Here is a 23,235-nt window from a genome sequence, read left to right on the forward strand (position 1 = left end):
ATCGCCCCTTGCTTGTACATATCGCCCGAGTTTGTTAAGTTTCTTGCATGGAATTTACATGGCTCGGTACTGCAGGTTTTATTGTAAAAGATAAACAGGGCGAAATTGCTTTCGATCCGTTTCTTTCGCGCGGCCGCGGGGAGCCAGCGCCCTTTACTGCGGAAAAGTCCTTCGCGAATACGCAAGCTATTTTCGTGGGTCATGGTCACTTCGATCACACTTTCGATATACCAGAAATTGTTAAAAACTCTGACACCCAGGTATTTGCGCCGGGATTGACCGGGCAGATTTTAAAATGGCGGGGAGTCCCGGCAGCCAAGCTTTGTGATGCCAGCAACAGGGAGCTTTTGTTTAAGCCCTTTAAAATGAGAGCCTTTAAAAGTTCCCATGTTCGATTCGATCTGCCATTGGTTTTATCTACGATCAAACAATGCAGTTTCAAAGATTGCATACATATCTGCGGCTTAGGGTTGGGATATCCCAAAGGTTTAGTTCAGACCTATTATTTTGAAGCCGGGGGCAAGAAGTTCTTATTCATGAGTTCAGCAGGTGCAAGTCGGCATGAGTTGGAAATGTATCGAGGCCTTGAAGTGGATTATCTATTGGCTCCCTTACAAGGTCACAGTCGCATTCAGGAAATCGCTGCAAAACAGACGGAGATCATTCGTCCGAAGGTGGTGATACCCCATCACTGGGATGATTTCTATCCGCCCCTTACCCAGAATGTGTCAGTGGAAATCTTTCGCGATAAATTAAACCATGTGGGTTTCAAAGGCGATGTTTTGGAAATGCCACTTTTTAGCAGTGCGCAGATTTAACTCCTTCCATTAGTTACCATAAAAAAAGGAGAAGACTTTCATCTTCTCCTTTTTCAATTTTAGGCTTTAGAGATTTTAGTTGTGCCATGGTTCGAAAGCTGATGTCAGACCTTTCATTTTTCCTTTTAGGTCTGGCATGTGGCGACCAATAACTTTTGCAAGAGTGCCTTCGTCATCAATCCACGCCATACCTGTTGTCGTATAGTGAGCGGCATTGTAGTCATCCGTAAAGAATCTATCAGCCATCAAACGACGGGAAGCCATCAAGATAAAGATTTGGAACATTGTCTCACCGAAACCAAACTGAGCCGGGCGAACTTCCTCCGCACAAGTTCCGACCAGAAGGTCGATCAACTCTACGTTGTCGTTACCATTCGCATCGCGACCGTAAACGCTATAGAACTTGTCACGAATAGCCACTTGTCTTGCATCCAAGGGTTTGCCTGCCGGAAAGAAGTCTGTGTATTTTTTGATGGGTTTTAGACCAATACCTCTTCTGAACTGATTATAGCGAGGAACGCCACGCTCGCGGTCACGCATCACATCGACCAGGGCCAAGTCCATTTTTTGGTGGCCGGGGATTTCAAGCTCTTGCATAAATTTCGGGAAATTGTTCAGAACCAATTGACCTGGATGCTGAACGCCGAAGGAGTAGTACAAGTCTTTCAAGTCGTGGGAAGCCATGATGCCATAACTGTTATGGTTACGAGTAGTTGGGAATGGAACAGCTTCGACTTTTTTAGGTTGAGCCAAAGTTCTAAACTCCAGGTTTTCTGGCAACAAGGAGTGCAGACGATATACTGACGTGAACTCTTCCGTGATGCTGAACGGAACACCGTAGTTATTCATTTTGCCGCCAACGATACCGCCGACAACATAGCTTTCTTTAACACCTTTAAAAATGTCTGCTTTGTTCATGCCTGGAATAAGTTTCACAACGCGAGACCAAGTTTCAGGATTTGCAAGGCCGTACCAATTAGAATACATGGCTCTGCGCAAGACTGGATTTGGTAGAATTGCTGGAGTCCATTCAACCGTATGGATTTTTGCTAAAACTGCGGAGTTGATCAAACGTGCAGTTTGGAAGACTTGCTCATCAAGTTGTTGTTGGTTCATTTGGCGAACGTCGGAACCGTTTTTCCATATGTACAGTTTTGTTTTCGCATCGTAAGTCACATGATTCGCCATCAGTCTGTTGGCGATAGCGTTGTGCTCTTTTACGAAAAGAGTGTGAAGCATACTTAAGCCCACCCACCAGTTGTCGCGAAAGCCCGTGGATTCATAGCCGTTGTTTTGACGGTTGTTTGCAGGGTTCAAAGAATTATCTCTTGGCAAAAGCTCGCGCCCGTTGACGGTTTCGGTTTTCATTTTACCAAAATAGCCGGTACGAAGTTTTAGCTGATCTTCTTTGCTGCTGCCGTAAAGTTGGGAAGCATCCCACCAGTGAGTTACATCGTTGGCAGAAACTTTATCAAAGCCATCTTTGTACTGAGCATGCGTGCTTGGATTGTCTTTTGTTCTGTCGACAATGTGCTCAACGCCATCTGGACCTTTTACGCGATAAGGATTTTCAACTTTGTTCGGACCATGAGTCAACCAGTCGTGATTCATGAATTGAATCCACACACCTGCGATCATATTCAAGAAAGGAACGGGTTTGAATTCATCACGTGTGAAGAACTCTTTAGACACCAAGGCTGGATTTGGAACCATGATTTTATTTGGAGCATCTTTATCAATGAAAGCGGGATCGACGTTACGACCGAAAGCAACACCCGCAGCACCTATGTGACCGTCTTTTAGATCTGTACAAGTACCGTCAGCAGATCGGAAGTTGGTATTCGTTTTAGAACAATCCACGGGAGCATAACCAAAGTACCCGACGTGTGGGTCATGAAGATTGCCTGCCAGAAGACTGTCGCGAACTTTTTTAAGAACCAACAAGCCTGAAATTTCATTTTTCTCTGACCAGGTTGTCCAGGGAGTATCAGCTAGAGAGGAGCTTGGTGCGCGACGTTCTTCATCAGTGATTGTCGGAACAGAGGTGTCGTGAATATATTTTGCACCTTGATTAACAGGACCGTGGGTGCAAGACGATAAAACCATACTTGAACTTATTAGAACGGACAGAATACCTTTTTGATTCACGCAAACTCCTTCATTATTATCTTGTTTAAAGCAGACCGTTTAAGGATATGCGAACTTATTCAAGCTGCACAAATTTTCCGAGGTCCAGAGGTGAGAACAGCGGTTACAAATTGTTTCAAGAAAAGAGTCCGTACTTCACAGATAGTTTGTGCAAACAGAATTTGATGTCTGCTAGAGTATGAGCTGGAGGCATGATGAGGAAGAAAGTTATCTATGGAGCGGTTTGCTTGCTTGCTGTTGTCGCTACCGTTGCTGCTCTCCTCGATGACTCTGAGTCTGGTTCCTCTCAGCGTTTCCCAGCCTCGACTCGGGCAAATTATAAATCCCTCTCTGCCTGCGAAAAGCAGGACGTTCTTTGGAAATTGATCCAAGAAAGTGCTTATAGTGAGCTTCCTGATTATAAAGCATTAGGACTCACGCAAATTATCGGTATGGGACGACAAGAGGTCGCTATCAAGGGCTCTCGCTATGACGATTTTGCTCCGAAAGGTTGGACAAAATTTCTTCATGCTCGTGCGAGCATCTCAAAGGTTAAAATCGTTCCCCATCAGAATAAATATTCAGGAATTTTCCAAGGTGCAGATTGTGGACTTTTAAGACTCTCACTGACTTCGGCGGTGAAATCAGGGCGACCGGTAGCTCCGGGCCTCGCTCTAAAGATTCTTCGTGATGGCACCTACAGTACAAATGTATCGGCATTAGTCTCGTTGGATGGGCAGGGCCAGGACTATAACTTCTTTAAATATCCGATGTCCAATATAGTGCCTATCGGTACTTCTTTTGGTCAGAAGTTAGTGCATAGAATTTTTCTGAGTGCTTCTCCCTATCCCGAAGAACTTGCGGTTCGTGAATTAGCCGAGCAGGACCAGAAGGGTCTTAACGTCGCCCAAGTGACTTCACCTAGACAGCTTTTCTTTGTTCCCCTGGCTGAGCTTTCCTTTTCATCGGATGCTCACGATGTGAGAAAAGATTTTGCCAAGATTCCTGTCAATACGGTGATCTATCAAATTCGCGCCGTTTCGGAAAAGTATAAAGACTTTAAATATGCGGACTATGCGCCTGAAAACGTTAAAGTCCTGCTCGAGAATTCTGAACTGGTTGCGGATATTGTTACGACGTCTGAATTTGTCTCTTCGTCCTTTGGCGATGATGGGATTTTTTTTAGGCATCAGCTTAAGCATCGATAAGACTTTAATACGTTTATTTTATGTCTCTATGAGAGGAGTTTCGATTGAAAAGGATTTTACTACTCGCTTTGACTGTTGTGATGGCGTCGTGTGCAAGCTCGCCACGGGAACCTCAATCGGAAGTGAAGACGGAGCGCGCTCCCTCGGCGGCAGAATTGACTGGAACCTATTTGGGAGAAGGTCTTTTTAACAAACGCAAAACTGGCATCAAACGTCCAGCGATGCGTCTTTATTTGGATCGAGCTCAGAATGAAGGGGATGTCTATTATGGTGTGCTTTTGGAGTACGACCAGTTGTTGAATATGGCGGCTCCGTATTTGGCCAGCCAAAAAGCACCGATACTGAATAAAGTGGTCGGTTATCTGGATAAGATTGCGACCCGTATTTCTGTATATAAGTTTGTTCCAAGTGGAAAAGCTGGAAGTTATGAAATGCATAACGTTGAGGCACGCAATGGTCAGTTGATTGTGGACCCTGCAGTTGCGATGACTTTGAATTTGAAAAATGGAATCAGCAATCCTTTGGCGGGAGCTACGATTACCGGAAACGCTGAAGGAGAAATCGTTTTTCCTGATGCCACTGCAAAGACAGGATTCTTTGAGAAAATTAATAACTCAATGACACTGACCCAGCTGGAGCTGGCAACAGTGGTTTATAAAAAGGGTCACTTGGCTTCTAGCTGGCGCGGGAACTGGGAAAACTTAGAGGGTTCTTACTTGTCAGAGTACGGCCGCTTTAAAGATGGCGTTTTAGAGCTGTCTTCGCAAAATGGTCAGAAGAAAATGAAATTTATTAAGACCAATAAAACTAAGGCGGAGAGTTTCACCAATCCAAAATCAGGAAATATCGTAGGTGAATTCGTGGTCGTTGAGCCGGTGCCGAAAATGTATGTCCTCATACCAGCAGATGGCAGAGTTCCAACGGCGAGCGATGCTGAGATGACGAATCGTATTGGATTGTTTCTGGATGTGTTTGATGGATCAGCCCCCGAAGCGGGCAGTCATTTGGTGACCGAGCTTGCTTTCACCGCTCCTCGTGACCCGAAAGATTTCATGATGTATTATGAACATCCTCAGCATCTGAAGAATGTTGGCGTTGAACCGAAAAAATAATCGCCCTTGACCGGAGATTCTAGAAACCCACAATCGAATAGGTTGTGGGTTTTTTATTTTCTTTCTTGTTCAGAAAGGAATCTTCCTAAAACACGACTGACTGGTTTCCAATGTTTGGTGAAGTGATGTCCGCAATCACCGAAGATGTGAACTTGAATGGGTTTGCGTTCGCTTACCAGAACCAAGTCGACGATGGCTGATTTCAAATCGATGACTTTATCCCGGGCACCTAGTATTGCGACTGCTGGGATTTTTAATTCTTTAAGTGCTCTAAGAGTGTTGTCGCTACGATAGGAATACCAAGTAGCATAGGTAAAGCCATTCCATTTTTTTTTGGATGTGGGTTTCTTAAGGATGTTTTTGATGGCGCGCTCATAAGCAGGTATTTCTTTAGGGCTGGCGTTGCTAAGTTCTTCTTTAAGCCAGCCACGCGTGCCTCCACCGATCATGGAGATGGAAATAACACGTTTGTCTTTAGTCGCGACGACGGGCGTGTTGTAAGCACCTTCGGAATATCCTATTAAATGAATTTTATCTTTCGAAGGAATGATCTCTTTCAGAGTCTGAAGTGCGTCTTGGATCCGCTTTTCCTGACGAAAAGATTTTTCGAAGACCTTCTTATCAACTTCGTCGATGTTAACACCCGGTTTGTTAATTACTAGAAAGTTAAATTTTTTGGCCATGTGAGCGCCGATAAGTCCAACAAGCTCTTGGCGGTCGCCTCGGCGAAAATCGGAACTGGACTCCGGTAAGAACACCACCCATTTGTGAGAAGCGCGGGGGGCTAGAGAATAGCAGGCCAATAATGTGCGATGGCCTTTTAATTGGATAACCTTGGTTTCATACGACATTCGATGATTGAAACATCAAGGACCGCACTCCGCAAGTGCGATCCTTCTGAAGCATAGACGCGCTTTTAGTAGAAGTATTTCATTTTGATTTTTACAGTCGCACCTTCAGTTAGCTCGACTGCACATTTTGAAAATGCTGGGGCGCCAACGAGGATCGTGGGATTGTTAGAAAACCCAAAGCCTTCGCGCGGGTACCCCAAAACCGTATTTAATTTCTTGTTGCCATCCTCATCGTGAAGGATAGCGACAGCGTATTTTCCAGCTGGCATGTTGTCTAACGTAAATTCCAATTTTGAGTTCTTGGGAACCGGAACGTAAAGTGTTTTAATCGCTTTTTCAGCATCTCCCGGGAAAGCACGTTGCTCTCTTTCGTGAAAGACGCTCACGGCTGCGAAGCCTTTGGTATTTCTAAAGCCTTCAATTGTAACAATCGCTGCGTTAGAGAATGGGATTAAAGAATAGAATGCCGTTAGAAAAGCGATGAATTTCATGGGTGCTCCTTGTAGGCAGAGTTCTTTCAAATAGGGCGTCCCGGGTCAAATGGTCTTGGATTAAAATGAATCCATTTAGCATGGGGCGTAAACACTCCCCCTATAAATTGCAGCCTTTGCCTCTGAAAAAGGAATGAAATTCCGACTTTTTGCCTTTTTCATAGAGGGCACAGTCTTCCTTCCTCTTTTCTTCATTTGCCAGCATCATGTCTTGAAAGGAGGGGGGATAACCGCGTTTTTCGTAAAAAGCTTTTTCCTTTTGGAAAAGATTTTTTTCTAGAGAATCAGAAACCCCTTCAAAGAGAAGAATTGTTTTGATCGTATCTTTGGGCATATAGGTCGGCATCTGATCCTTCATAAAACCCAGAAAGCGAAGGCCTTTTCCCAGTGTGGCCTCAGTGCCAAGCCACCAAGGTTCATAGAATGTGTAGTCCTTTTTGATCATCCATTCATAGATACTTTGCAAAATAGAATCTTGAATTCGGACTTGTCGTAGAAGGGGATAAAATGTGCCCTCCGCAAGATACTGAAAACGGGGATCGACTTCGATATCATAGGGAGCAAACAAAGTAGATTGTGTTACGCCCAAGGATTTTGGGTAAGGTCCGTTTTTAAATTTGCTGACGTGACTGCGATATTTCGGCACGATCAATTTTCCATCCGATGCCTTATCATAAGCGTATCTGACCACCTCCGAACAAAAAGCACGATCATAGCGACTGTCATCCATCTCAAAATCATATTCCGCATGATTTAGTCCCCATTGGTAAACCAACCGTGCTGCCTTTTCTGCCAAATTCTTATCCGGCAATCTGAAAAGGGCCACCCGCGCATCTTGAGCTTTGCGCCATTGCTCCAGAGGTGTGACAACGACGCCTTCTTGAATCAATGATTCCACGACTTGTAGCTGGCCTTTATCATCTTGCCCAACAATGGCTAAGTGAGAAAAATTTCCTTCTTCGTCACCTATCCGTGCAATCATCGCTGAAACAAAACTTTTTCCGCGAATTAATAGGACATCGCCGGCTATCAGGTTAATTTTTTCAAGAGATGGATCTTTCAATACAAAAGGAAATGTTCCTGAAAGTATGGGAGAGTCTTCAAAAGCGATGACTTTGTTATGGACCATCCACTCGATAATGTATTCGTTGGTAAAGCGAGCATATTGTAAGCCCTCCCGGATTTTTAGCACGCATGCGTCTGTCAGTTTGTTTGCTTTATCGAAATCTTTAAGGCGTTCATGCAACTTAAGACGTAACTGAAATATTTTTTGAATGACTGAATCCCCGTTGCTTTTCAAAAATGCAATTTCTTGTGAATTGTGGGGCACGAGCTGGTCTGCCGGAAGATAGAAAAGCCAATCGGTTATTTTGTTAATATACGTGGGACAAGTTTGTGGATTAAACACTTTGTCGTTACCCAAATCTTTAAAGACTTGATTTATGCCGGATATCACCATCGAAAAAGTTGTTTTCTGAATTGATTTGTCAATTTGAGGAGCAGCCAAAACATTTTGTGATAGTTGAAAAATAAAAATACAGAAGAAAAATCTCAGAGGAAGAAACATGAAACCTCTCCATTCGATGGCGTCTGTATGTTCGCAGACGATCTAGATTCTTGCAGAGAAAACTTTTTTCTAATGTCACCCTTTGTAACATGAGAAAATTTTATGTGCTAGGCCTGATGACGTTGATCTTTGCCGTCAATTCATGGGCTGTTGAAAATCGAAGACCTAAGATTGGTTTGGTCTTGGGTGGTGGCGGTGCCCGTGGTATTGCACATGTTGGTATCATAAAAGTTCTTGAAGAAAACCGAATACCTGTGGATTGCATCGCTGGGACCAGTATCGGCTCGTTAGTGGGAGCTTCCTATGCCGTGGGTGCAACGCCCGAAGAAATGCGTAGGCAAATCAGCGACGCGAACTGGGGCAATATGTTTTTGGCAAAAGCTCCACGCCAGGCTTATCCCTTTCGCCGTAAACAAGATGACAAGCTTTCGATGTTGGGAGTTGAGGTTGGTCTCGCAGATGGGGGCCATTTAAAGCTTCCACTTGCCGCCATTAGCACTCAAGAGATTGAATATTTTCTGCGGAATCTGACCTATGGCGGGACCGTTGCGAATTTTGATAGTCTACCCATTCCTTATCGGGCGATCGCTACGGATCTGGCGACCGGTGAGATGGTGATAATGAAAGATGGGGACTTGGTGACGGCTCTGCGTGCGAGTATGGCGGTACCAGGAATTTTTCCCTCGGTTCCATCGAAAGGGCATATTTTAGCAGACGGAGGACTTGTAAGGAATCTTCCGGTGGATGTTGTTAGGAATATGTGTGCTGACGTGGTGATTGCGATTGATGTGGGGGCAGCTCCTCTCTCTCAGGGGGAGATCACCGGAATTTTTTCTGTCATGGACCAATACACGCGTTTGATGATGATTCAAAACGTCCGACCTCAAGTCGCTGGATTGAAAGAGAAAGATGTTTTTATTGCTCCACAGTTTGATGCCCTGGGATCCATGGATTTCGAACACAGTGATAAATTAATCGAGGTCGGTAGAGCCGCGGCGCTCAAGGCTTTACCGTCTTTACGACGATATTCAGTTTCAGAGAAGGAATATTCAGCATGGGCCACCAACCGTATTAATAAAAAATTGAAAGCTAAACCCATTCAGAAAGTCACAGTCGCAGAAAGTGGTTGGGTGAATTCGGAAACCCTTAAAGACGAATTAAAAGTTCCCTTGGGTACGAATTTAGATATCGAAAAATTTCATGATCAACTGACGCGCCTATATGCCACGGGAGATTTCAGTCAGCTTGATTATGAACTTTATGATAGTGGCCAGGGACAGGATCTTTTAGTTTTACCAGTGCAAAAAAACTGGGGACCTAATTATTTGAATTTCGGTTTAAGTTTAGGAACTGATTTTGAAAGTTCATATCCCTGGAATTTAACGGCTATGTATCGCAGAACCTGGGTGAACAGCCTGGGGGCCGAGTGGAAAAATATTCTGCAAATGGGTAACTCTTCGATGTTTTATACGGAGTTTTATCAGCCAACCGAAGCCGGCGGAAATGGATTCGTCGCTCCTTATTTTAGATACTACCGTATTCCATTAGCTTTCTGGCAGGACGGCGACGAGGTGGCAAAGTACAAGTATTCCAAAATGTCCTTTGGCGCGGACGTCGGCGTGGGTTCGGAAATTGGAGAGTTTAGGTTCGGACCTGCATACAACGAATACAGCGCCTCCCGAAATATCGGATCGTCAGTTCTTCCGAATTCGCGCACGAACGATTATGGACTGCGCTTCAATTTCTTTTATGACCAGCTTGATAATTACTTTTTTCCTACGATGGGCGCCTACGTGGATGTCTATGGTTACTATTCCATCGGTGCCTCTGAAGACATTGAGAATTACGGATTATATGGAATGCAATTTCGAGGAGCTACGACTGCGGGGCGAGGGGTGTTTCAATTCACTTTAAAAGGACAGACTTCCACGGGTGATAATGAGGTGCTCGCCGACGTGAGTTGGCTCGGAGGATTTTTGAATTTGTCCAGCTATCGCTATCAGGAATTGATCGGGGATCAGTTCGCTTATGGCTCCGTTCAGTATTATCGACGGATGCCATTTTTATCGGGAAGCTATTGGGGAGCAGCGTTGGAGACGGGACGCGTTTTCAATTATTTCGACAAAGAAGTTGCGGAGGACTGGCATGTTTCCGGAACTGGATACCTTGCGTATGACAGTTTTTTGGGTCCGATGTATCTGGCAGCAGCTTACGGAGACAATAAAACCTGGAGCTGTTACTTCATGCTGGGTAAACAGTTCTAGATGTATTTAAGCAGCGGTAGCGGAATGCCATGCTGGATGAATAATTTAAGTGCTAAAAATATTTTACGGCTGAAATTCAGAATTATAACAACCTCACCTTTTAGGAGCTGAGTATGAATGCGTTTACGAGAAGGGCATTAGGAATAGGTCTGATGGCGATGGGATTTACTTCCTATGCGCAGGCCGAAGCGAAACTTGAAATATATGGTTTTACGCAGCTTGATTATATTCAAGATTTCAATCGCGTCGATCCGAACTGGCAGGACACATTACGTCCTTCGAAAATCGCCCCCACGGATGGCGCTTACGGAAGTGATGGACAAGCTTCACTGAGTGCAAAACAAAGTCGCTTGGGAATTCAAACTTGGCTTCCATTAAGCGGTGAAGATCTTTTTACGAAATTGGAATTCGACTTTTTTGGCGTGGGATCTGACGAGGGTCAAACCACGCCTCGTTTGCGTCATGCGTATGGGCAATGGGGCAGCTGGCTTGCTGGTCAAACGAACTCACTGTTCATGGACGGGGATATCTTCCCGAACATGCTAGATTATTGGGGACCTATTGGTATGGCGTTTTATCGTAATCCTCAAATTCGTTGGACTCCGATGCGCGGCAACCAATCCCTTTCTGTCGCGTTGGAAAGACCGGGCGATGATATTGATCCCGGGCAAGTTCGAACAATTGATCCTGATGTTGTAGCTAATGCTCAAAAAGATGAAAAGTTGCCTGACCTGACAGCGCAGTGGAAATCTGCGGGTGATTGGGGGCATTTTCAAATTGCGGGTATCGTCAGACAAGTGGGTTTTGAAACAGCCACGGGAAATCATGAACCAAGCGCTAGCAAAACCGGTTGGGGCATAGACCTTACTGGCAGTTTTAAAACAGGATCTGGCAAAGTCATGGCTGGCGTGGTTACGGGTGAGGGGATAGCTAGTTATATGAATGATGGTGGAACTGATATGGGGCCAGAAGGCGCACCAGGAAATATTTCAGCGAAGGTCGTTCCATTGACAGCGTTCCTACTTTACTACGATCACAACTGGAATGAAAAGTGGATGTCGACAATTGGCTTTGCTCAAAGCGAAGTGCAAAACACTTCCCTGCAAGACGTGGATGCGTTTAAACGTGGGCAATACGCTTCTGTCAATCTGGTCTCCACGCCAGTTAAAAACTTCATGTATGGTGGCGAATTTTTGTGGGGCAGCCGCATGAGTAAGGATGAAACGACGACTCATGATCAGCGTATTCAAATTACCATGAAATATAGTTTTTCAAGCTTAGATTTTAAATAGGAAACAGACATCCAAGGAGAGGATATGAAACTAACTATAGGGTATATTTTTATGTCGATCCTTATTTTCGCCAGCAGCGGTTTTGCTGCCGAGAAGAAAATGAAGATCCATATTTTGGCGACGGGCGGAACTATTGCCGGGGCCCAAATGAAAGCCGGGGAATATGGTTATAAATCCGGCACCTTCAAAGTCGAGGACTTGATCGCCGCCGTACCGAATATGGGCGACCTTGCCACTCTTTCTGGAGAGCAGGTTGCTAATATCGGAAGTCAGGACATGAGCGATGAAGTCTGGTTAAAACTTGCAAAGCGTGTGAACGAAGTTTTGAAATCTGACGCCGACGGTGTGGTGATTACACACGGCACAGACACGATGGAAGAAACGGCATTCTTTTTAAATCTGGTCGTTAAAAGCGATAAGCCCGTGGTTTTGGTCGGCTCGATGAGACCTGCAACAGCAATCAGTGCAGATGGCCCCGGCAATCTGTACAACGCTGTCGCAGTTGCGGCGAGCCCCGGTGCCAAAAAACGTGGCGTGCTCGTGGTTATGAATGACGAAATACATCAGGCCCGCGCAGTTGAAAAGATGAATACGACGAACGTTGAAACATTTCACAGCCCGGAACGTGGTCCTGAAGGATATATCAATACGGGCAAGATTGCCTGGTTTGAGACCTCCAGCAAAAAGCACACTTCAGGCTCTGAATTCGCAGGCGCCTCTCCGAAAAGTCTTCCAAGAGTGGATATCATTTATGCGCATTCAAATATGTCTCCGGACCTGATTGAATCCGCAGTGAAATCCGGAGCAAAAGGTATCGTGGTTGCCGGCGTAGGGGATGGTAACATGAATCAAGCGTCCTTGACGATTTTGGAAAGACTGCAAAAGAAAAATGGTTTGCTCGTGATTCGTAGCACACGTCTGCCCACAGGTTTGGTTCTTCGTAACAATGAAGTGGACGATGATAAAGCAGGATTTGTGGCGTCTGGAGAATTTAATCCAGCGAAGTCTCGCGTGTTAGCACAGTTGGCCCTGACAAAAACTAGTGATCCTAAAAAAGTTCAAGAAATGTTTGAGAAGTATTAGATAGAGTCACTCACAGAAGACGTCCTTATTGCGAGGACGTCTTCATGTCAGGCTTCCAGCCTCCACCTAAAGATTTATATAAATCTACTACCGAGACCAGACGCGATTGCTGGGATTTTACAAGATCCAGTTGCACTGAGAACAAGTTCCTTTCAGCATCCAAAACTTCCAGATAAGGTGATTGACCGTTCTTGTAACGCAATTGCGCGAGATAAAGATTTCTTTCCAGGGCGACGACTTGTTTTCTTTGGGCGTCCACCACATCACCGTAAGATTGATAAGTTTTTAAGGCATTCCTGACTTCGACAAAGGCATTTTGAATAGCCTGGCGGTATTGCACCTCTGCTGCTTTTTGCTGAGCCGTTGCCGCCTCTACCAGATATCCCGTTCTGCCGCCGTTAAAGATAGGCATTGAGATGCTGGCTCCGTAACCCCAGGTTTGGGAACTGTTATTAAAAAGGTTTTTCAGTTCAGAACTTTCATAACCGAAAATTCCTCCTAAAGATATGCTCGGAAAGTAATAGGCTTTGGCAACTCCAATCAATGCGTTAGCCGATACTAAGTTCTGCTCTGCTGCCAAAATATCAGGTCTGCGTTCCAACAGAGAGGACGGAAGGGACGATGGCAACTGAGGTGGCATCACGATCTCATCAAGCTTACGACCGCGAGCTAAAGGGGTTTCAATAATCTCTTTGGGATTTTTTCCAATTAAGACTGACAGAAAACTTTCTGCTCGGGAAATCTGATCATCAAGCTTCGAAACGGTTGCTTCAGCAGAGCGCATTTCTGATTCGGACTGACGGGCATCAAGTTCCGAACCGATACCACCCTTGAAGCGTCTGAACATCAGCTCATAAGAGGCGATGCGTGACTTTAAAGTGTCCTGGGCAATGGCGTACTGCAAATCCAAAGAGCGTAAAGCAAAATACCCGCTGACTACTTGGCTTAGCAGGGTTAGTTGCACGTTAGCGCGGTTATAATCGGCACTTAGCAATTGGGCCTTGGCGGATTCGTTACTGCGACGAATTTTCCCCCAAAGATCTATTTCATAACTCAGGCTTAATCCCAAAAGAAAGCTATTGCCAATGCTATCTGAACCTTGTGGAATCGGCGTCATGCCGGTTTCAGTGACCTTTTCCCTGATAGCAGAACCCCGTAAATCCAAACTGGGGAAGTATTGAGATTTGGATATTCCCAGACGAGCTCGCGCTTCGTCGACTCTGGCTAAGGCTAATTCAAGGTCTAAATTGTGATCAAAGGCCATCTGAATTAGTTTATCCAAAGTTCCGTCGCCAAACTGTTTCCACCAACCTAGTTCAATGTTTTGTTCTGTAGAATTTGCGAACAGCGCCGAAGGAAGATTTTCGGTGGGACGTTTGTAATCTGGTCCCACGGCACAGGCGCATAAAAAGCCATAAGTGCTAAGACCTGCAATGAGCCATCGTTTCTTCATAAAGGTCCTCCTGCTGGCATCGGTGGTGGCGTTTGCGGAGTTGATTTTTGTTTCTTAGCTGATTTTTTAATTTTAAATCCGGTGATAACAACAAAGAACATCGGGATAAAGAATGTCGCAACGAATGTACTTACGAGCATTCCCCCAATGATCCCGGTACCGATCGAGTGACGGCTGGCAGAACCCGCACCGCTTGAGATTGCGAGGGGGACTGCACCTAAGATAAACGCCAGGGAGGTCATGACGATAGGACGGAAACGCAGTTTTGCGGCTTCATAGGCGGCATCGGCAATGGTAAGACCCTCGTGCATTTTCTCGACGGCGAACTCGACAATCAAGATGGCATTCTTGGCGGAAAGACCAATCAGAGTGACGAGAGCAATCTGGAAGTAAACGTCATTCGCCAGACCACGCAGGTAATTGGCCACCAAGGCGCCAAGGATAGAATAGGGCACGGATAATAAAACTGAAAATGGCAAGCCCCACTTTTCGTACTGCGCGGCCAGGATTAAAAACACAAAGATAAGAGCATAGATGAATACTTGTGCGGAAGCTCCTCCCGTAAGTTTTTCCTGATAGGCTGTTCCGGTCCATGCAACGCTGTAATCGCCTGCGAGGCTTGATGTCGCAAGTGTATCTTCGACCACTTTGATAACCTGTCCTGAGCTGTATCCGGGAGCAGGGTTGGCAAGGATACGGGCCGCAGGAAAGATATTTAAGCGTTCCACAATCTCTGGTCCAGTCACCTTTTTAACGTTTACTAGCGCTGTTATGGGAATCATGTTGCCATTATCAGACCGAACATAGATGTTACGGATATCCTCGGGACGTGCACGATATTCACCTTCAGACTGCAGCTGCACCTTAAAGGTACGTCCAAACTTGTTGAAGTCGTTGATATAATAGCTGCCGAAAGTAGCCGACATAGCATCAAAGACGGTGTTGATTGGTACTTGATAGGCTTTGGCTTTTTCACGATCTAAATTCAGGTATATTTGCGGGATATTCGCACTGAAGTTGGTACCGACACTACCGATCGCAGGATTATTTCGTAGTGAATCCATAAACTGCTTGGTCATTGTCGCCAGGGTTTTGCTATCGGAACCGCCTCGATTTTGAAGATAGAATTCAAGGCCACCCGTGGTGCTCATACCTACGATTGCAGGGGGGCTTAAAGCCATAATGGCTCCGTCCCTAATGACTTGATTTAATCCCATGATATTTCTCACGACCGCGGTCGCCGATTGATCTTCTTTCTTGCGCTCTTTCCAGTCTTTTAGAGTGATAAAGCTGGTGCCCGTGTTGGTTCGATTTGAACCTGAAATCAAATCAAATCCCGATAATGAAACCACGTCTTTTACATTGGGATTATTGGTGATGTAATTGTCCATTTGATCGGATACGGCGGCGGTTCTGGAAAGTGAAGCACCGTCTTGGAGATTTGGAATACCAAAAACATATCCTTGGTCTTCATCAGGTACGAGACCTCCGGGGACAAGTTTAAACATTCCGACGATGCCAACGACGCACAAAACGAACAGGATGGCACTGATAAAAAGGCGCTTATTAAAAAACTTCACACCCGCCACATAGCCGTTCGTAAGTTTGTCGAAAATATTGTTAAAACCGCGGAAGAAGCGATTTGGTTCATGATGTTCTTCTTTTAAAAGCATTGCACAAAGGGCCGGAGTCAGAGTTAAGGCGACCAAACCGGAAATTGCGACGGAAACGGCGATTGTGATCGCGAACTGTTTGTACATTTGCCCAGCAAGTCCACCGACAAAGGCAACTGGAATGAATACCGCTGACAAAACGAGTACGATGGCAATAACGGGACTGGTAACTTCCTCCATAGCTTTGATCGTGGCTTCCTTCACGGGAAGTTTTTCGGTTCGCATAATCCTTTCGACATTTTCTAAAACGACGATGGCGTCGTCGACCACCAGACCGATCGCCAAAACGAGACCGAAAAGAGTTAACGTATTAATAGAGAATCCCAAGGCATACATTCCGGCAAAGGTACCAATGATGGAAACTGGAACTGCCAGGCAGGGGATAAGAGTCGCGCGCCAGCTTTGTAAGAAAAGATATACCACGATAAAAACCAGAATCATGGCTTCCATTAACGTGTGAATCACCTCTTCGATGGAGACTTCAATAAATTTAGTTGTATCGAAGGGAATGTCATAAGCAAGGCCCGGCGGAAATTTTTGAGAAAGTTTGTGCATGGTCTCTTTAACCATGTCAGCGGTTTGCACCTGATTTGCACCGGGTGCCAAATAAACGCCGATACCGATTGCGGTCTTGCCATTCCATTTTGTTTGAACGTCATAACTAAGTGCACCTAATTCGACGCGGGCAATGTCTCGGACACGAAGTTTCGATCCGTCGGCATTGGAGCGAACAATGATGTCCTCGAATTGTTTTGGATTTTCCATACGCCCTTGAGTAGTGACGGTAAAAGTGAAATCCACCTGATTATTTAAAGGCTCAGCTCCGACTTTACCGGCAGCGAACTGCGCATTTTGTTCTTTCACGGCATTGATCACGTCGGTCGCTGTGACTTTCATCTGAGCCATGCGATCCGGTTGCAGCCACAATCGTATAGAATAGTCTTGAGCTCCGAAAATACTGGCATCACCCACACCTGGGATACGTTTAATTTCGTCCAGTACATTGATCAGGGCATAGTTACTGATATAAACGGAATCATAACGTTGGTCGGGCGCGCGTAAACCAATCATTTGTAAAATGGCTGAAGATTTCTTTTTGACGGTGACACCTTGACGACGAACTTCTTCAGGTAGGGTAGGTAAGGCAGTTTGCACCTTGTTGTTAACGTTGATGGTGTTTTGATCGGGATCTGTGCCAATCGCGAAAGTTACAGTCAAAATCATGTCGCCATTCGATGAGTTTGTTGACTGCATATAGAGCATGTTCTCGACCCCATTGACTTGTTGTTCAATAGGAGCTGCGACTGTCGAAGAAATTGTTTCGGCAGAGGCGCCTGGATATTTCGTCGTGACTGATACTTGAGGGGGGACAATGTCGGGATATTGTGAGATGGGAAGCGCCTTAATAGACGCGTACCCGGCAATCATAATAATCAAAGAAATAACACAGGAGAAAACGGGTCTATTGATGAAAAACTTCGAAAACATGATTTCATCCTTTTACTTTTTTGCGATCGAAGTGCCAGTTACGACTTTAACAGTTTGGCCATTACGGATTTTTGAGGCCCCTTCGACGACGATAATTTCTCCACCGCGCAAACCACGATTGACCACGACGTCGTTGACGATTTCTTCGCCCAATTCGACTGAAACCTGACGAGCAACGCTATTTTCCACGACAGAGAATACAATCGGACCATTTTGAGTTTGCACAATGGATTTCAACGGAACGGTGATCACCTTACGAAGCATAAAGCCTTTTACATACACACTGACAAATTGTCCTGGTCGAAGGGCGGCTTCTTTATTCGGTATGCTGGCACGCGCTTTCACCGTGCCAGTTGAAGTGTCGACAATTTGATCGTTGAAATTCATGTATCCGACTTGAGGGTAAAGTTCTCCGTCACCCATGCGTACTTGGACTTCAATTTTGTCCAAGCTGTCAGGTCTGATCAGTTTTCCTTTGGCAGCAAGTCGGCGCAGCTCCAAAAGCTCATTGTCTGTATAGCTGAAATTGACATAGGCCGGATCGGTTTGCGAAATTGTCGTTAGCAAAGAGTTTTCAGAGTTTGCAACGATCAAACTACCTTCAGCGACAGTTTCTTTGCTGGTGTAACCATCGATGGGTGCTGTCACTGTGGTATAACCCAGATTGATTTGGGCTTCTTCCATTTTCGCGGTTGCAGCCTCTAAAGCAGATTTCGCAGCGTTGTAAATTGCCACCGAATCATCACGGTCTTTTTGACTGACGGCATTTTCTTTATACAACGGAACAATTCGATTCATACTCTGACGGGCATTGGTTAGGCGGGCTTTTTGAATGGCCACTTCACCTTTAGCCTGATTTAAAGCGGCCGTATAAGGAGCAGGATCAATTTTGAAAAGCAGACTTCCAGCTTTCACTTTATCGCCTTCATTATAGTAGCGTTTTTGCAAAATTCCGCCGACGCGGGCTCGGACTTGAATGTCGCGGATACCAGAGATCTGACCGACGAATTCTTTGGTGATAGGAATATCTCTTACTGTGGTTTTAACAGCTGTTACTTCAGGCACCAGCTGTTGAGCTTTTGGTGCCTCTTTTTTTGAACACGCTGCTATCGAAAGCAATAAACATCCTGTCATTACTTTTAAGCGCATAACACTACCCCTTTATAACGTTTCTAAGAGCTTTTCTTTTTTCTCGCGGGACGAAGATGTTTCGTATGTTGCCACTCGTCCACGTAGGCTTCGGCAGCTTCGGCAAGCTGTTTACCGATGCGACCATAAGCAGAGTCATCCAGATTCGCTAATGACACACGCAAAGACCATTCTGGTCCTCCGAAACCTCCGCCCGGCATCAGGACAATGGAAGTTTGTTGTGCCAGTCGGAAAAGAATATCCACGGGTTCGTAGTTATCGACTAAGAACTTCGTAAAATCTTTTCCGTATTTCAGATCCGCCCACACCATGACGTCCAACTCGCAGTAATATCCGGTGCGCATTGGATTTTCAGGAAGCGGAATTCCCAAACCTTCAAAAAGTGCATGAATACGTCGTTGCACGATTTCTTGGGTTAACGTCTTGTATTTGTTTTCAGTATCCATCAAGGATGACAGTGAAAACAGCGACATCTGAATTTGCTGGGGTAATGACAAGCCGGCGGTATGATTTAAAGCAACCTGACGACTGTCAGCCACCATGCGATCAATAAATTTCAGACTGTCTGGCTTTAAAGTGATTGTGCCATAACGGTGATTTAATTCTTTTCGTTGAGTGGCGGGAAGTTTGCCAATCATCGTGTCGAAGATATTGTTTTCGTGAATGGCGATGACCCCTAGACGCCAGCCCGTACAGCCAAAATATTTTGAATAAGAATAAACGCCAATCGTATTCTGCGGCAGATCCGCCATGATCGAGCGGAAGCCCGGCACGAAAGTTCCATAAACGTCATCGGTAATGATGATCAGATCAGGCCGCTTGGTTTTTACGATCTTCACAATCATCTTCATGATTTTAGATGACACCGCGGTTGACGGTGGATTGCTTGGATTCACCAAAAAGAAGGCTTTGATTTTGGGATCGAGCAACTTTTCGATCTGCTTTTCACTGTACTGCCAAGTGTGCATTCCGGATGTTTTATCCATTTCGTCAGCTTCAATGCGTGTGACTTTGAATTTATAACGATCCAGGGTTGGCATTTCGATATAAGGAGTGAATGTGGGCGTACCTAAGGCAATGTGGTCTCCTTTTTTCAACAGGCCATTCGTGACAAGTGAATCAAAGATATAGCACATCGCTGCAGTTCCTCCTTCGACAGCGAAGATATCAAAGCTGCCCCGGGGAGGATGATTATTACACATTTCCTGATCTAGATACGCCTGGACGATTCTTTCATTGTGCTTAAGGATGCGATCAGGAACGGGGTAGTTGTCACCGATAATTCCATCGACAAGTTCATGAACAAAGGCATCAGCGTTGAATTTATAGTTGTCGACGCAAAATTCCACCGCGTTGCTTAGGAACTCGGCTCCCAAGGCTTTGCTATTGCGAGCAAGATACGTTTCTAACCTTTTGGCGATGCCGGTTTTGTGTGGCATTCCTCCCAGTCCAGGTTCAGTCCACACTCGTTTACTTTCAGTCAAAGCGAATTGCCCCAATAGGAAGAAGGCTTCGCGTGGATCCGTGGCAATCCAATTTGGATTTCCACGGCCGGCATTAAGCATGGCAATAGTGCTGGTTTTAGAATTCTCTGAAGCAAGTTCAATCAATGCGTCCTTCAACTCAAAGGGGCTGAGTTGTTGCAGCTTTTTTTGCATCGCTCTTGAGACCTTCATCTTAACGGACTTTACTGTCATGTTGGGTTCTCCTTCAGTTTTATTTATTAAAGCAACATGAATACAATGACGGCACCCCAGATAGTTTTCAGGGTGTTGGCGACCGCATAGGTGACGGTGTAGCCAAGAATTGGAACCTTGCTTTTTCCGGCTTCTTGGATCGCTCCGATCGCCGCAGTGGTTGTCATACTTCCGGCACAGGCGCCAAAAAGAATTGCTGGATCAAATTTGAAAATGTACTTGCCCACATAAACCGAGAATAGGGCGGTCAGGATGGTGACGGCGATACCGGCCAAGAACAGACTGATTCCCACGGCTTTAATACCGGCTATAAAACCTGGCCCAGATACTAATCCTACGATGGCGACGAATGCGCCCAACCCCACCGAGTCAAAAACCCACAGCCCCGCGGCTGGTATTTGACCAAATGTTGGGCGAGTGGCGCGCCAGTACGACATCAGAAGACCGGCAATCAAAGCTCCACCACTGGTGCTAAGGCTGATTGGAATTTTTCCGACATTGAATGAAAGCAGACCAATCAACCCCCCCAGTAAAACACCCAAGCCGATGAAAACCATATCTGACATGACAGTAGGATGTTGAGGTGAACCGATTTCTTTCGCCACTCGTTCGACGTCTTCAAGTTTTCCCACCAGAGTAACGACATCACCGGCATTTAGTGCCAGATTCTCGTGCAGAGGTAATTCGTGCTCGATACGAGTGATCTTTCTGACAAAAACATTCTTCCTGAATTCCATGCCTTTATCGCGAATGATGTCGGCGGCGGTTTTACCAAAATAGGCCTTGTTGGTTACCACGACATCCAGCATCTCAAGTTTGAAATCCAAAAGTTCCTGGTCGTCGATTTCTTCTCCAATTTCATTTTCATGTTCAACCAGATGTTTGCGATTTCCCGAGACTGCGACGACATCGCCGGGAACGATAATCACATTCCCGTTGGGATCCAGGATCGTGCCTTCGTGACGAATGCGGGTCACGAAGACTGGTGTTTTCTGACCTCCAAAGGAGGCTTCAAGTTCAGAGACTTTCTTGTTTGCGAAAGCTTTGCCAGTAACTTTATAAGTGCGCACAACATTATTAAGGCGCGCGGATAAAACGCCAGGCTCGTCGACTTTTTGCCCCATTTTTTGTTCATAGTCTTTGCATGCTTTTACCAGATCCACCTTCAAAAGTTTCGGACCAAGACTGGAATAGACCCATGCAAAACCGATAGTACCGAAGATATAGCTGACAGCATAAGCAATAGGAATTGAGTTATTGTATTGAGCTTTCGCATCGGCGGCGAGATTGGGGAGACCATTGATAGTGTCTTGGGCTACGCCAATAACTGCTGACTGAGTCAATGCTCCCGCGAGTAATCCTGCGGAGTAACCTAGATCGAAACCCATGAATTTTGCGACACCAAAGGCAATGAGTAAACCGCCCACACAGACGATGGAAGCGAAAATGGCTTGGGGGAGTCCATCCGTCTTTAGACCCTGTACAAATTGCGGTCCGACTTTGTATCCCACTGCGAAGAGAAACAACATAAAAAAGATGGCCTTCGTATCTGGCCCGATGTGAATTCCCAGTTGACCGATAATTACGCCGGCAATCAAAGTGCCAGTAACTGATCCCAACTGAAAATATCCGATTTTAAGTTTTCCAAAAAGATAACCTAATCCGAGCGTCAGGAAGAACGCCAACTCCGGATGCACTTTGAGCTGAGTGAATAACCAATTCATGAGGCCCCCAGTAAATAGTAATGTCTTGAATGAATGTAAGATTAATGTAGATTTTTTCGCCTGTTTATTGTCGGACATGGTAAGTGCAAACAAACAGGTTGCTGATTAGCACCCAATCTGTCTGGGATGGAGTTAAATTTGTCGGCAAGGAAATTTCCAAACGAAGGTCTATGCAAGTACTGTTGTCGCAAAACACGCACTGGCAGGAATTTAGCCGCTTGGATGGTCAAGGGGCGGAGCTCCTTTGCAGCTGGACAGATGAACAACGAGTATAAAAAGTTATTTAGTCATTTCGGATTGAATCTGGAAACGGCTGCTGCTACAAAATCTGCATGAAAATCTTATTGCTGCTTATTTTTCAACTTCCCGCGATCGCTTTGGCTATTATCGGTGGCACATTGATTAACGACGGCTCATATCGTCAAACTGTCGCTTTGGCGTATAAAGCACAAGATTCCGACACAGCTTCTAAAAGTTATTGCAGTGGAACGTTGATTGGTCCGCGTGTGGTGATAACGGCTGCGCACTGTATCTCTTTGGGTGCCAAAGGTTTCAATATTGCGCCTGAGCAGTTTATTAATAAAACCTGGATTTATGTGGGAGATTCTCCCGCAGCCTCAGAGATCCCATTTCTAAAAGCACAGTTTAGAGTGGTGAATGCTATCTTTTATCCACCCAGCGATTCCATTTACAGTGACATTGTGATGTTGGTTTTAAACGAAGACGTGGATCTTCAAAAGTTTCAAATCACTCCGGCTCCTTTAGCGGTGGTAAAGTCTGCAATGATCCGTCGAGATCTTATTCACGTCGGTTATGGCATGACTGAAAACAATGGCCCCAAAGGGACCAAGTCATTCTTCTCTTTACCGATGCGAGGCTTTAACCGTTACAACGGAATGGAAGTGGGCGAGTTCAGAAATCGCGGTCCCGGCGCTTGTCACGGCGATTCCGGCGGCAGTGCCTACATGCGCGATGAAGATGGCATTTTAAAATTCATCGGTGTCGAAAATTCAATCTCAGGTTTCGTCTGTGGAGTGGGAGCAACCTACTTTGTTCCAATCACCGAAGAAAATCTGCAATGGATCAACTCCGCGGGTCTACCGTTATTTAATTAAACTCTCCACCCAGGGTGACTCCGAAAAACTATTTTGCGCTATTTGATCTTGTTCCAAACTGAAACGAATAGTCTGGAATAATCGCACATTCTCTCCGTGTTCTGGTCAGCAGAAATGATTTCT

The 23,235-nt window shown here is 45.4% G+C and carries 16 protein-coding genes; 7 read left to right on the top strand and 9 right to left on the bottom strand.

Annotated features, from left to right (window positions below; genetic code table 11):
- Nucleotides 1–47: 47 nt before the first annotated feature.
- The gene (locus ACLSU7_RS16085; protein WP_413292919.1) at nt 48–818 is read left to right on the top strand and encodes an MBL fold metallo-hydrolase; all 771 of its coding nucleotides are present in this window, start codon (nt 48–50) and stop codon (nt 816–818) included.
- Between the two features lie 75 nt (nt 819–893).
- Here ACLSU7_RS16085 and ACLSU7_RS16090 read toward each other — a convergent pair whose 3' ends face one another.
- Nucleotides 894–2,966 (bottom strand): peroxidase family protein, encoded by a 2,073-nt coding sequence (locus ACLSU7_RS16090; RefSeq protein WP_413292920.1) that lies wholly within the window; start codon nt 2,964–2,966, stop codon nt 894–896.
- A gap of 191 nt (nt 2,967–3,157) precedes the next feature.
- Between ACLSU7_RS16090 and ACLSU7_RS16095 the strand changes: the two genes are divergently transcribed.
- On the top strand, nt 3,158–4,153 hold the full coding sequence (locus ACLSU7_RS16095; protein ID WP_413292921.1) for a hypothetical protein: 996 nt from the start codon (nt 3,158–3,160) through the stop codon (nt 4,151–4,153).
- 44 nt (nt 4,154–4,197) lie between these two features.
- Nucleotides 4,198–5,265, top strand: coding sequence for a hypothetical protein (locus ACLSU7_RS16100; RefSeq protein WP_413292922.1), 1,068 nt, complete (start codon nt 4,198–4,200; stop codon nt 5,263–5,265).
- Between the two features lie 53 nt (nt 5,266–5,318).
- Here ACLSU7_RS16100 and ACLSU7_RS16105 read toward each other — a convergent pair whose 3' ends face one another.
- From ACLSU7_RS16105 to ACLSU7_RS16115, 3 genes are all read right to left on the bottom strand, one after another.
- Nucleotides 5,319–6,116 (bottom strand): hypothetical protein, encoded by a 798-nt coding sequence (locus ACLSU7_RS16105; protein WP_413292923.1) that lies wholly within the window; start codon nt 6,114–6,116, stop codon nt 5,319–5,321.
- Between the two features lie 65 nt (nt 6,117–6,181).
- Nucleotides 6,182–6,607: a DUF2141 domain-containing protein gene (locus ACLSU7_RS16110; protein ID WP_413292924.1), complete on the bottom strand. Its 426-nt coding sequence runs from the start codon at nt 6,605–6,607 to the stop codon at nt 6,182–6,184.
- A gap of 100 nt (nt 6,608–6,707) precedes the next feature.
- Nucleotides 6,708–8,174, bottom strand: coding sequence for a YiiX/YebB-like N1pC/P60 family cysteine hydrolase (locus tag ACLSU7_RS16115; RefSeq protein WP_413292925.1), 1,467 nt, complete (start codon nt 8,172–8,174; stop codon nt 6,708–6,710).
- An 89-nt stretch (nt 8,175–8,263) separates the two neighbouring features.
- Here ACLSU7_RS16115 and ACLSU7_RS16120 point away from each other — a divergent pair, with 89 nt between their 5' ends.
- The 3 genes from ACLSU7_RS16120 (at nt 8,264) to ACLSU7_RS16130 (ending at nt 12,813) form a co-directional block, all read left to right on the top strand.
- On the top strand, nt 8,264–10,438 hold the full coding sequence (locus ACLSU7_RS16120; RefSeq protein WP_413292926.1) for a patatin-like phospholipase family protein: 2,175 nt from the start codon (nt 8,264–8,266) through the stop codon (nt 10,436–10,438).
- A gap of 113 nt (nt 10,439–10,551) precedes the next feature.
- Complete coding sequence (locus tag ACLSU7_RS16125; RefSeq protein WP_413292927.1) at nt 10,552–11,730, top strand: DcaP family trimeric outer membrane transporter; 1,179 nt, start codon at nt 10,552–10,554, stop codon at nt 11,728–11,730.
- Nucleotides 11,731–11,754: 24 nt separating this feature from the next.
- On the top strand, nt 11,755–12,813 hold the full coding sequence (locus tag ACLSU7_RS16130; RefSeq protein WP_413292928.1) for a type II asparaginase: 1,059 nt from the start codon (nt 11,755–11,757) through the stop codon (nt 12,811–12,813).
- A 25-nt stretch (nt 12,814–12,838) separates the two neighbouring features.
- Here the strand turns inward: ACLSU7_RS16130 and ACLSU7_RS16135 are convergent, their stop codons facing one another.
- From ACLSU7_RS16135 to aspT, 5 genes are read right to left on the bottom strand one after another with little or no spacing between them, the layout of a single operon-like run.
- A complete protein-coding gene (locus ACLSU7_RS16135) occupies nt 12,839–14,266 on the bottom strand; it encodes an efflux transporter outer membrane subunit (RefSeq protein WP_413292929.1) in 1,428 nt (475 codons plus the stop codon).
- Nucleotides 14,263–17,427 carry an efflux RND transporter permease subunit gene (locus ACLSU7_RS16140; protein WP_413292930.1) on the bottom strand — a complete coding sequence of 1,055 codons (3,165 nt, stop codon included), beginning with the start codon at nt 17,425–17,427 and terminating at the stop codon, nt 14,263–14,265. The genes ACLSU7_RS16135 and ACLSU7_RS16140 overlap by 4 nt, the downstream gene beginning before the upstream one ends.
- A 12-nt stretch (nt 17,428–17,439) precedes the next feature.
- Nucleotides 17,440–18,576, bottom strand: a complete 1,137-nt coding sequence (locus ACLSU7_RS16145; protein WP_413292931.1) for an efflux RND transporter periplasmic adaptor subunit — start codon at nt 18,574–18,576, stop codon at nt 17,440–17,442.
- Nucleotides 18,577–18,599: 23 nt separating this feature from the next.
- Nucleotides 18,600–20,273, bottom strand: coding sequence for a bifunctional aspartate transaminase/aspartate 4-decarboxylase (locus ACLSU7_RS16150; RefSeq protein ID WP_413292932.1), 1,674 nt, complete (start codon nt 20,271–20,273; stop codon nt 18,600–18,602).
- Between the two features lie 26 nt (nt 20,274–20,299).
- Nucleotides 20,300–21,997: an aspartate-alanine antiporter gene (gene aspT / locus ACLSU7_RS16155; RefSeq protein WP_413292933.1), complete on the bottom strand. Its 1,698-nt coding sequence runs from the start codon at nt 21,995–21,997 to the stop codon at nt 20,300–20,302.
- Between the two features lie 332 nt (nt 21,998–22,329).
- Here aspT and ACLSU7_RS16160 point away from each other — a divergent pair, with 332 nt between their 5' ends.
- Nucleotides 22,330–23,112, top strand: coding sequence for a trypsin-like serine protease (locus ACLSU7_RS16160; RefSeq protein WP_413292934.1), 783 nt, complete (start codon nt 22,330–22,332; stop codon nt 23,110–23,112).
- Nucleotides 23,113–23,235 lie beyond the last annotated feature (123 nt).

The sequence above is a fragment of the Bdellovibrio sp. HCB185ZH genome, assembly GCF_047302455.1.
Taxonomy (GTDB): Bacteria; Bdellovibrionota; Bdellovibrionia; order Bdellovibrionales; family Bdellovibrionaceae; genus Bdellovibrio.